Below are 11238 nucleotides of genomic sequence, written 5' to 3' on the forward strand. Positions count from 1 at the left end.
TTGGTAGAGTAACCTACGTGAAGCTCACTGAGGAGACGGAGGCGGGGGAATGACCGTAGGAGCGACGGGGGGGACGACGCCCTCCTATGTTCCGGGCCACGGGCTGCTGCGCGGCCGGGTGGCCGTGGTGACCGCCGCGGCCGGTACCGGAATCGGCGGCGCCTGCGCGCGTCGCATGCTGGAGGAAGGCGCCCGTGTAGTGATCAGCGACGCCCATGAGAGGCGGCTCGCTGAAACCGCGGCCGAGCTCGAGAAGGAGTTCGGAGCCGACGCGGTGACCTCTGTGCCATGCGACGTGACCAAGGAGGAGCAGGTCCGGCACCTGTTCGCGACCGCCGAGGAGCGCCTCGGCCCGGTGGACGTCGTGGTCAACAACGCGGGCCTGGGTGGTACGGCCCGGCTGGTCGAGATGACCGACGAGCAGTGGACCCGGGTGCTGGACGTCACGTTGAACGGCACCATGCGCTGCACCCGTGCCGCGCTGGCGCTGATGCAGCCCAGGGGGCGCGGCGTGATCGTGAACAACGCGTCGGTGATCGGCTGGCGGGCGCAGGAGGGGCAGGCGCACTACGCGGCGGCCAAGGCCGGGGTCATGGCCCTGACCAGGTGCGCCGCGATCGAGGCCGCGCCGCACGGCGTACGCGTGAACGCGGTGGCGCCCTCCCTGGCCATGCACCCCCACCTGGCCAAGGTTACGACCGAGGAGCTACTGGCCGAACTGACGACGAGGGAGGCCTTCGGTCGTTACGCGGAGCCGTGGGAGATCGCCAACGTTATCGTCTTCCTCGCGAGCGACTACTCCTCCTACATGACCGGAGAGGTCGTCTCGGTCTCCAGTCAGCACCCCTGAGGCATCCCTGAGGCATCCCGGAGAGGTCCGATCCGCCATGAGCGCAAGACGCCGAGACTCCGCCAGCACCGCCGCGGCACGCGCCGAGCGGCGAGCCGAGTTGCTCGCCACGGCCGCCGAGGTCTTCGCGTCGCGGGGGTACGCCGTCACCACGGTCCGGGAGGTCGCCGAGGCGGCCGGCATGCTCGGCGGCAGCCTCTACTACCACTTCGACTCCAAGGAGTCGATGGTCGACGAGATCCTGTCGGCCTTCCTCACCGAGATGTGGGCGGCCTACGACAGGGTGCTCGCATCGGGGCTCGGATCCCGCGAGACCTTCCAGGCTCTCGTCGCCGAGTCGTTCCGGATGATCGACCGTCATCGCCCGGCGGTCATGATCTATCAGAACGAGTCGCGATATCTGTCGACAAGTCCACGTTTTTCCTACCTGCTCGACTCTCAGGAGCGGTTCCGGCAGATGTGGCTGGAACTGCTGGACCGGGGCGTGCTGGACGGCACGTTCCGGGTCGGGCTCGACACCGGGGTCATCTACCGGTTCCTCCGCGACACCGTCTGGGTGGCGGCCGGCTGGTATCGGAGCGGTGGCCGGTTGACCGCCGACGAGATCGCCAGGCAGTACCTCACGATGATCCTCGACGGGATCCTGTCAACGTAATCTAAGGAGTTTCGATGGCTGAGGCGTACATCGTCGAAGCGGTGCGCACGCCCGTGGGCAGGCGCGGCGGCGGGCTGTCCGGGGTGCACCCGGCCGACCTCGGCGCCCACGTGCTGAACGAGTTGGTGTCCCGCTCGGGAATCGACCCGTCCGCGGTGGAGGACGTGGTCTTCGGCTGCCTGGACACGGTCGGCCCGCAGGCCGGCGACATCGCCCGCACCTGCTGGCTGGCCGCGGGGCTCCCCGAGGAGGTGCCGGGCGTGACCGTCGACCGGCAGTGCGGATCCTCCCAGCAGGCCGTGCACTTCGCCGCCCAGGCCGTGCTGTCCGGCACGAGCGACCTGGTCGTCGCCGGTGGTGTGCAGAACATGTCGCAGATCCCCATCGCGTTCGCCTCGCGCGGCGCCGCCGACTCGCTCGGCCTCACCGAGGGCCCGTACGTCGGCTCGCGCGGCTGGCGGGCCCGGTACGGCACGCAGGACGTGTCCCAGTTCCGCGGCGCCGAGATGATCGCCAGTGACTGGGACATCTCGCGGGAGGACATGGAGGCCTTCGCCTTCGAGTCGCACCAGCGGGCGATCCGGGCCATCGACGAGGGGCGCTTCGAGCGTGAGATCACTCCGTTCGAGGGCGTCACCACCGACGAGGGGCCGCGCCGCGACACCTCGCTGGAGAAGATGGCGTCGCTGAAGACCCTGGAGGAGGGCGGCAAGCTGACCGCCGCCGTCGCCTCGCAGATCTCCGACGCCGCCGCGGCCATGCTGATCGCCTCCGAGGCCGCGGTGAAGGCGCACGGCCTGCGGCCCCGCGCCCGCGTCCACCACATCTCGGTACGCGGCGAGGACCCCATCCGCATGCTGTCGGCCCCCATCCCGGCCACCGCGTACGCGCTGAAGAAGACGGGCATGTCGATCGACGACATGGACCTGGTGGAGATCAACGAGGCGTTCGCCTCGGTCGTGCTGGCCTGGCTGAAGGAGACCAGGGCCGATCACGCGAAGGTCAACGTGAACGGCGGCGCCATCGCGCTCGGCCACCCGCTCGGCGCCACCGGTGTCCGGTTGATGACCACCCTGCTGCACGAGCTGGAGCGCACCGGCGGCCGGTACGGCCTGCAGACGATGTGCGAGGGCGGCGGCCAGGCCAACGTCACCATCATCGAACGCCTCTGACCCGAACAGGCCTGGACGCTCCCCGGCTCCGGAAAGTCGTCCGCCGCCGTCGCATCTCCGCGCCCGATATACGCGATACAAGGGTGCATGGGGTGTGACGGCGGCGGACGCGTTCGTTCGCGGGGTCAGCGTGAAGCCGCCTGCGCGGCCCCGTCAGCGTGTTCCGCCGTCTCCGGCTCATCCGCCCGGAGCACCGCCGCCAGCAGGCTGGGGAAGCGCCGCTCCAGCTCCGCATGGCGCAGCAGGCTGTATCTGCGGGTTCCCTCCCGGTACTGGAGGATGACGCCGCTCTCCCGCAGCACCTGCGGCCGGTTCGTCTTGTCCTGGCTGCTCTTCGATGTCGATGCCGAGTGATTCGGCGACCTCTTCAAGGGTGAGATCTGGAGTCCTCTCCGCGGTGGCAAGCCGCTCACGGATCAACGAAGCGAGTTGGATCTCATCGATGAGGTCGGCAAGCTTCTCGTAGAGCTCGAAGCTGATGAGTACGGCCTCGGCCTTGCGGCGGCGACCGATCACGATGGGCTCGGCTTGGATGCCCTGCTTGCTGACACGCGCGATCGTCTCGCTGAGCTGAGCTCGGGCGGTGGCCAGTGGTTCGACGCGCACAAATTTCGCCATGCGACGATGCTACCCCTACTTGTACAACTAGATGCACAACTTGACAGCGGCTGGTCGATTGAGCGTCCGCCGATAAGTGGCGAGTGCCAGAAGGTGGGTGTCGCCGATCTACCGTCGGGGGCGGACTGGGCGGTACGTACTACCTGTATGGGGGGAAATGGGTACGGATATGGGGGTTTTCCCCGTCAGTATCAGGGGTTGGAGACGGCATTCTGAAAACGTCGCAAAGAACGTCCCCGCACCTCGAAGTCACCGGCACTCGCCAGCCGAAGGAAATCGATCATGTGTCAGCACCAGCCGCCGTGCCCGCCCGCCGACGCCCGCGACCGTGAGGCCGCGTGCCTGATGGCCTTCCACCCGGAGCAGGGCTGGGGCCTGCTGTGCAACGGCGTCGTGCTGTTCGACGACCGGGGAGAGCTGCTGCCCGACGGGCGAAGCGTGCCCTCCTGCCGACCGGACCGCCGTGAGGCGCTGGGACGGGCCGCATGAGCCAGGCGTCCATCACCTCCGCCGTGGGCCGGGCCGCCGCTGTGCACAGGAGCCGCGTACGGGAGCGCTGGCAGGCCGCCCGGCGCAGGCTCGGCGAGATCGTCGTTCAGCTCGCGGAAGAGCCCGAGATCAAGACCGCCTCCTGGCATCTGCCTGCCAGCCGCCGATCGCCGGCCGTCGCCCGCCGGCTGACCCGGCTGAGCCTTGAGCGGTGGGACATGGGCGGGCTGTCCGACACCGCCGAACTGCTGGTGAGCGAGTTGGCCACCAACGCCGTGTGCCACACCCGGGGGCCCGTCCGGCTCACGCTCACCGCGCAGGAGAACCTGCTGCGGTGCGAGGTGGAAGACACCGGCCACCTGCTTCCCCAGCCCGGCGAGGCGGACGACTTCGACGAGAGCGGGCGGGGCCTGCGCATCCTCGACCTCATGGCCTGCTGCTGGGGCGCCACCCACACGCCGGCCGGGAAGGTCATGTGGTTCGAGCTCTCCGGGGACGGGGACGGGGACCGCGCCGCCTGATCGCTGGGGGAGGCCGTCGGCCGGGCCGGCTGAAGTGATCCCTGCGGGCGCCGTGCGTGTCTGCGTGGATCATTCTCGCCGCGTTTATTAGGATGTCCTAGTATTTTCTTAGGACGTCCTAGTAAATTCGGTCCCACCCGGCCCCCACAGGAGACGACTTCGATGCACATTCCCCTGCACCCCGTCCGCGTCGTCACGGCGGCGGCGCTGTTCGACGGTCATGACGCGGCGATCAACATCATGCGGCGGATCCTCCAGTCGCAGGGGGCCGAGGTCATCCATCTGGGGCACAACCGGTCGGTGGAGGAGGTCGTCACCGCGGCGATCCAGGAGGACGCGCAGGGCGTGGCGATCAGCTCCTACCAGGGCGGCCACGTCGAGTACTTCAGCTACCTCGTGGACCTGCTGCGCGAGCGCGGCGCCGGGCACGTCAAGGTGTACGGCGGAGGCGGCGGGGTCATCATCCCCGAGGAGATCGAGCGCCTGCACGCCTACGGGGTGGCGGGCATCTTCTCCCCGGAGGACGGGCAGCGGCTCGGCCTGGCCGGGATGATCAACACGGTCGTCGCGGCGTGCGACGTGGACCTGGCGGCGGGGGAGCCGCCCGCGATCGCGGCGGTCACGGAGGGCGACCAGCAGGCACTGGCACGTGCGATCACGGTCGTGGAGTCCGGTGCCGCCGGCGACTGGCTCGCGGAGCTGCGCGTCGCGGCCGCCGCCCGCCGGGCTCCCGTACTGGGCATCACCGGAACGGGTGGATCGGGCAAGTCCTCCCTCACCGACGAGCTGCTGCGCCGGATCAGGATCGATTACGAGGACAAACTGCGGGTCGCGGTGGTGGCGGTGGACCCGACCCGCCGCCGGGGTGGGGGAGCGCTGCTCGGCGACCGGATCCGGATGAACAGCCTGGCCGGGGGCGGGGCCTACTTCCGGTCGCTGGCGACCAGGAACGCCCGGGAGCTGCCCGACTACACCGCCGATGTGATCGCGGCGTGCCGGGCGGCGGGGTACGACCTGGTCATCGTGGAGACCCCGGGCATCGGCCAGGGCGACGCGGCGATCGTGCCGTACGCGGACGTGTCCCTGTATGTGATGACACCGGAGTTCGGCGCGGCGTCCCAACTCGAGAAGATCGACATGCTCGACTTCGCTGACGTGGTCGCGATCAACAAGTTCGAACGCCGGGGCGGGCAGGACGCGCTGCGTGACGTGCGCCGGCAGCTGGTGCGCAACCGGGAGGCGTTCGGGGTGCCGCCCGAGGAGATGCCGGTCTTCGGGACGATCGCCTCGCGCTTCAACGACGAGGGCGTGACCGCGCTCTACCAGCGGCTTCGCGACCTGCTCGGCGAGCACGGGCTGCCGGCCGGGCCCGGCCTGCTGCCGCGGGCGGAGGGGACGGCGTCGAAGGTCACCGCCGGTGTCGTGCCGTCGTCCCGTACGCGCTATCTGGCGGAGATCGCCGAGACTGTCCGCGGCTATCACGCCCACACCGCCGAGCAGGCCGGGGCGGTGCGCCGGCGGCAGCACCTGGCGCACGCCCGTGAGCTGGTCGTCGCCGAGGGCGCCGACACCGCCGCCCTGGACGCCCTGGACGTGCTGCTGGAGCGGGCCGAGACCGGCATCGACGCGGGCAGCCGCGGCCTGCTGGCCGAGTGGGACGCGACGGCCGAGACGTACCGGGCCGATGAGCTGGTGGTGAAGGTCCGCGACCGGGAGCTGCGCACGCCGCTGTGGCGGGACACGCTGTCGGGCAACCGGATCCCCCGCGTCGCCCTGCCGCGCTACGCCGACCACGGCGACCTGCTGCGCTTCCTGCGCGCGGAGAACCTGCCGGGCCGTTTCCCGTTCACCGCAGGGGTCTTCCCGTTCAAGCGGGACGACGAGGACCCCACGAGGATGTTCGCCGGCGAGGGCGACCCGTTCCGTACCAACCGGCGGTTCAAGCTCCTGTCGGAGGGCCAGCCGGCCACGCGGCTGTCCACGGCGTTCGACTCGGTCACCCTGTACGGCCACGACCCGGCCGAACGTCCCGACATCTACGGAAAAGTCGGTACCTCTGGGGTGTCGATCGCGACGCTGGACGATATGAAGGCGCTGTACGACGGATTCGACCTGTCCGCGCCGAACACCTCGGTGTCGATGACGATCAACGGTCCGGCGCCGACCATCCTGGCCTTCTTCCTCAACGCGGCCATCGACCAGGCGTTCGACCGCTTCTACGACGAGCACGGCCGCGAACCGTCCGCGCAGGAGGCGGCGGAGCTGCGCGCCCGCACCCTGTCGACCGTACGGGGGACCGTGCAGGCCGACATCCTCAAGGAAGACCAGGGCCAGAACACCTGCATCTTCTCCACCGAGTTCAGTTTGCGGATGATGGCCGACATCCAGGAGTGGTTCATCGCCAACGGGGTGCGCAACTTCTACTCGGTGTCGATCTCCGGCTACCACATCGCCGAGGCCGGGGCGAACCCGATCAGCCAGCTCGCCTTCACCCTGGCCAACGGGTTCACCTACGTGGAGGCCTACCTGGCCCGGGGGATGGACGTCGACGCCTTCGCGCCGAACCTGTCGTTCTTCTTCTCCAACGGCATGGACCCCGAATACAGCGTGCTCGGGCGGGTCGCGCGGCGGATCTGGGCGGTCGCGATGCGCGAGCGGTACGGCGCGGGCGAGCGGGCGCAGAAGCTGAAGTACCACATCCAGACCTCGGGCCGGTCGTTGCACGCCCAGGAGATGGACTTCAACGACATCCGCACCACGCTGCAGGCGCTGATCGCGATCTACGACAACTGCAACAGCCTGCACACCAACGCCTTCGACGAGGCCGTCACCACCCCGTCGGCCGAGTCGGTGCGCCGGGCCATGGCGATCCAGCTCATCATCAACCGCGAGTGGGGCCTGGCCATGAACGAGAACCCGCTGCAGGGGTCGTTCATCATCGACGAACTGACCGACCTGGTGGAAGAGGCCGTGCTGACCGAGTTCGAGCGCATCTCCGACCGCGGCGGCGTGCTGGGGGCCATGGAGACCGGCTACCAGCGCGGCAAGATCCAGGACGAGTCGATGCTGTACGAGCAGCGCAAGCACGACGGCAGCCTGCCGATCATCGGGGTCAACACCTTCCGCAACCCCGACGGCGACGTCCAGCACGGCCCGCTGGAGCTGGCCCGCGGCACCGAGCAGGAGAAGCAGTCACAGCTGGAGCGGCTGCGCGCCTTCCACAAGGCCCGCGCCGATGACGCTCCCGCGGCCCTGGACCGCCTGCGGCGGGCGGCCATGTCGGCCGACAACGCGTTCGAGGTGCTGATGGACGCCGCCCGGGTCTGCTCACTCGGCCAGATCACCGAGGCGCTGTTCGAGATCGGCGGCCAGTACCGCCGAAACGTCTGACGAAACGTCTGACGAAACGTCTGCGACGCCTTATCGGGGAAGCCGCGGCTTCCCCGATATTAAGAAGAAACAATTGTGCGGGTGTTTGGGTAAAACCGCAAGGCGGGACCGGCAAACATGCCGCCAGCGGACCGAATGCATCGTGTTCGAAATGACGAGGCAAGCCCAGCGCCATCACGGGACGGCGGAAGCCAGCGCATGCCTATCGAAATACCCGGAATGATGATCTGATCGTCCCAGGAACAGTCAATTCGGCTGGACGTGCTCGGACAGCGGTGCCAACGATTGAGATACGAGCTGATCGCCCAATGCGATCTGATCGAAGAGGAGTATCTCTATGCACGGCAATCGATTCTCATTACTGCTCGGTCCGGCGGTACTCGGAATTGTCGCGCTCTGGCCCGCGACGGCGGCCTCGGCCTCGACGACCACCCACACTCCGAGTCTGGCGGCGGCGGTGGCCTCGCCCAGCGCGGCGATCCCCGGCGCCTACGGATACGGCGAGGAGGAATCGGAGAGCGGATACGCCCAGGAGAGCTCGTACAGTGGCGAGCTGATCAGTCAGTCCGGCTACAGCCAGCTCGGATCCAGCCGGCTCGCATCCGTCCAGGTCGGATCCATCAGCAGTCGGGCGATCAGCGAGGAGGCCTCGTACGCCCATCCGGTGTCGGTCTCACGCACGATCAGCTACCAGCGTCCGGTCACGCACACGCGGATGGTCACCACCCAGCGTCCGGTCACCACCACGCGTATGGTCACCAGCCAGCGTCCGGTCACCACCACGCGGATGGTCACCAGCCAGCGTCCGGTCACGCACACACGGATGGTCACCGAGTCGCGTCCGGTGACGCGGCACGTCACCTTCCAGCGTCCGGTCTCCGAGACGCACATGGTCACCGAGTCGCGTCCGGTGACGCGATGGGTCACCTACCAGCGTCCGGTCACGCACACGCGGATGGTCACCGAGTCGCGTCCGGTGACGGAGCAGGTCACCTTCCAGCGTCCGGTGAGCGAGACGCGGCTGGTCTCGGAGAGCCACCCGGTCAGCGAGACGCGGCTGGTCACGGAGAGCCACCCGGTCAGCGAGACGCGGCTGGTGACCGAGAGCCACCCGGTCAGCGAAACCCAGTTGGTCACCGAGTCGCGGCAGGTGTCCTTCAGCAGCCCGGCGTCGTTCAGTCACCAGTCGGACCTGAGCGAGGCCGGCTGGTCGAGCCAGTCCGGCCTGTCCAGCCAGTCGTACAGCCTGTCCAGTGAGGAGGAGTGTGGCTGAAAGCAGTGACGACAGGGGGCACGGGCATCCGCCCGTGCCCCCTCTCTCATTCCTGGTCAGTACGGGCCGGGACGGTCCTTCTCCAGCGCCCGTTCATCCTGCCTCCACCCGATTCAGATCAGTCTGGCTGCGCTGCACGGTCCGCATCCGACCGACGGATATTCATCACATGATTACTGCCCCTTGATGTGTTTCTCTCCAGATCCGGGATCGGCGGGTATGTAGCGTTGCCGTGGTCACAAACAGTGACGTAGATCGAACAGGTGGTAACAAATGATTCGTCGACTGCTGCTGGCTGGCTCAGCCTGCGCCGCCGTTCTCGCCGTCATGGCGCCGGCCGCCGCCTCGGCATCGGAGGTATCCGCCCCGCAGGACCCGGTGGCGGAGGCACCGGCCCAGGGCGAGATCGAGCTACTCTACGTGCGCGTAGCGCTCGGCGTTCCCCCGCAGGCCCCGGTGTCGGATGCGCCCGCCGAGATGGCGGAGATGCCCGCATCGCAGGACCTGGCGGCGGAGGAGCCGGCCGAGGAGCTTCCCGCCGAGGAGCTTCCCGCCGAGGAGGCGCCCGCCGAGGAGGCTCCTGCCGAGATGGCGGAGGCACCTGCCGAGGAGGTGTCCGCCCCGCAGGATTCGGTGGCGGAGGCGCTCGGAGCAGAGGCTCCCGCCGAGGAGGTGTCCGCCCCGCAGGACCTGGCGGTGGAGGCGCCCGACGAGGAGGCGCCCGCACCGCAAGACTCACTCGCAGCTGTACCGGAGGCGAGCCTCCTCGGTCGCGGCGGTTGGGAACGTGCCTGGTGCCGCCCCCGGAGTCACGCGTGGGGGGTCCGCCCGTGGGGCGGGAACTGGGCCCGTCCGGTGGGTTACTGGGGTCGTCCGGTGGGTTACTGGGGTCATTCGCTCGGTTACCGGCACTGGAGCACTCCCCGGATCCTCGTCGGCTAGGGACACCCTAGGAACGTCGGTTGGTACGCCACTCCCTGCAACTGGTGCGAGGCGGGTGGGGTTCTTCGTGAGGGCCCGTCCCTGAGGGGCCGAGATCGAGAGCCCAGGCCGAGCCGCGTTCAACGAGGGGATTCAAGAATCCGGGTTGTCAGCAAAAATCGCTGACAACCCGGATCGCGCCATCGACGCATCGGGCGGAAACCTGGTCGTCGGCCTCCGCAGGCAGTCGCCTGTCGGTGGCGTGCGGGGCGTAGTTCCTAAGTTGATCGTCGGGGAGAACCCCGGCAGGCCCTTCATGGCAGGGCAGTAGAGTCACGGCCGGGTGACAGCATCATCTCGACCCGGAGGCCGGATGGATCATGAATGGACCTGGGGGCAGGATGTGCCGCTGCGGTGGTTGCTGATCGATGACGGCGGCAGCGGCGTGGACGACCCCGACGCCCCCCTGGCACTGTGCGCCGAGATCGACGGCTTGTTCGTCGAGCCCGCGCCGCCCCCGGTCCCGGAGCAGTTCACCCTGATCGGCTGCGCGTCGGCCGGATCCTTGCGGGAGGCGCTCGCACATGCCGGCACCGACCAGGCATGGCTGGGCGACATCGTGCTGGGCCCGGTGCACGGCCCTCGTCAGCCGCCGCCGAAGGGCTGCCGGCCCTACGACTCCGGTTGCTCGTGCATGCAGGAACTGCTGGACATCACGGTGCTTGGGCGGCACCCCTCAGCGACAGAGCCCGGCCTCGTCGACATCGACCTGCGTGGGCACCTGCGCATCCTTCCTGAGGACGGATGGCCACCGGCGCGGCCGCCCGCCGCGCAATCCTTCGTGCTCACCGGTGGCGACGGCCAAGCGCTGGGCACCTGCCGGCGCACCGCCGGGGTCTTCCGGGAGCGTCCGCGCCCAACTGTGCAGCCGGTGACCCTCCTCGGCTGCCGACCCACGGCACCGCTGCAGGCGCTGCTGGAGCGGCGATCGGCCCGGCGGCGCTACCTGCGGGCAGTGATTCACGCCGTCGACCGCAGCGGGCGCGCGGTGGCCATGGCCAAGATGGTGTCGGCCACCGTAACCGGAGCACGCCCCTCCCGCCTCGGCGCGGGCCTGATCGACGTCATCCTCGACGACGGGCTCTATGAGCCCCTGCCCAGCGGTGCCCGCGCGATCTGGGAACTGTGGCACATCGGCAGACCGACCCGGCCCAACTTGTGGGTCGGCTACGACCGGGCACTGCGGCACCAATGGTCCGGCGCGGCCCTGTGCCACCACCCCGACGGGCAGCCTGACCGGCCCGCCGGAGGCACCTACCACCTCGACGGCCGGTTCGTCACCGACATCG

10 protein-coding genes are annotated in these 11238 nt (G+C 69.0%); 9 read left to right on the forward strand and 1 reads right to left on the reverse strand.

The window, feature by feature from the left end:
- Positions 1-49 precede the first annotated feature (49 nt).
- The 3 genes from Mth01_RS25590 to Mth01_RS25600 are packed head-to-tail and all read left to right on the forward strand — an operon-like array spanning position 50 to position 2677.
- Positions 50-850, forward strand: a complete 801-nt coding sequence (locus tag Mth01_RS25590; RefSeq protein WP_204018502.1) for an SDR family oxidoreductase — start codon at positions 50-52, stop codon at positions 848-850.
- A 37-nt stretch (positions 851-887) separates the two neighbouring features.
- The gene (locus Mth01_RS25595; protein WP_204018503.1) at positions 888-1505 is read left to right on the forward strand and encodes a TetR/AcrR family transcriptional regulator; all 618 of its coding nucleotides are present in this window, start codon (positions 888-890) and stop codon (positions 1503-1505) included.
- A gap of 14 nt (positions 1506-1519) precedes the next feature.
- Complete coding sequence (locus Mth01_RS25600) at positions 1520-2677, forward strand: acetyl-CoA C-acetyltransferase (protein ID WP_204018504.1); 1158 nt, start codon at positions 1520-1522, stop codon at positions 2675-2677.
- Positions 2678-2854: 177 nt separating this feature from the next.
- On the opposite strand, the gene Mth01_RS30495 is transcribed toward Mth01_RS25600, so the two are convergent.
- A complete protein-coding gene (locus tag Mth01_RS30495) occupies positions 2855-3235 on the reverse strand; it encodes a hypothetical protein (RefSeq protein ID WP_407695978.1) in 381 nt (126 codons plus the stop codon).
- A 342-nt stretch (positions 3236-3577) separates the two neighbouring features.
- Here Mth01_RS30495 and Mth01_RS25610 point away from each other — a divergent pair, with 342 nt between their 5' ends.
- The 6 genes from Mth01_RS25610 to Mth01_RS25635 all read left to right on the forward strand — a co-directional run.
- Positions 3578-3784 carry a DUF5999 family protein gene (locus Mth01_RS25610; RefSeq protein WP_204018506.1) on the forward strand — a complete coding sequence of 69 codons (207 nt, stop codon included), beginning with the start codon at positions 3578-3580 and terminating at the stop codon, positions 3782-3784.
- Positions 3781-4305, forward strand: coding sequence for an ATP-binding protein (locus tag Mth01_RS25615; RefSeq protein WP_204018507.1), 525 nt, complete (start codon positions 3781-3783; stop codon positions 4303-4305). The genes Mth01_RS25610 and Mth01_RS25615 overlap by 4 nt, the downstream gene beginning before the upstream one ends.
- 162 nt (positions 4306-4467) lie before the next feature.
- Entirely contained in the window at positions 4468-7695 is a 3228-nt protein-coding gene (gene icmF, locus Mth01_RS25620; protein ID WP_204018508.1) for a fused isobutyryl-CoA mutase/GTPase IcmF, read from the forward strand.
- A gap of 337 nt (positions 7696-8032) precedes the next feature.
- Positions 8033-8968, forward strand: a complete 936-nt coding sequence (locus Mth01_RS25625; RefSeq protein ID WP_204018509.1) for a hypothetical protein — start codon at positions 8033-8035, stop codon at positions 8966-8968.
- 273 nt (positions 8969-9241) lie between these two features.
- Complete coding sequence (locus Mth01_RS25630) at positions 9242-9910, forward strand: hypothetical protein (RefSeq protein WP_204018510.1); 669 nt, start codon at positions 9242-9244, stop codon at positions 9908-9910.
- Positions 9911-10262: 352 nt separating this feature from the next.
- Positions 10263-11238: hypothetical protein (locus Mth01_RS25635; RefSeq protein WP_204018511.1), on the forward strand; the 976-nt coding region annotated here is incomplete at its 3' end.

The sequence above is a fragment of the Sphaerimonospora thailandensis genome (assembly GCF_016863115.1).
Classification (GTDB): domain Bacteria; phylum Actinomycetota; class Actinomycetes; order Streptosporangiales; family Streptosporangiaceae; genus Sphaerimonospora; species Sphaerimonospora cavernae.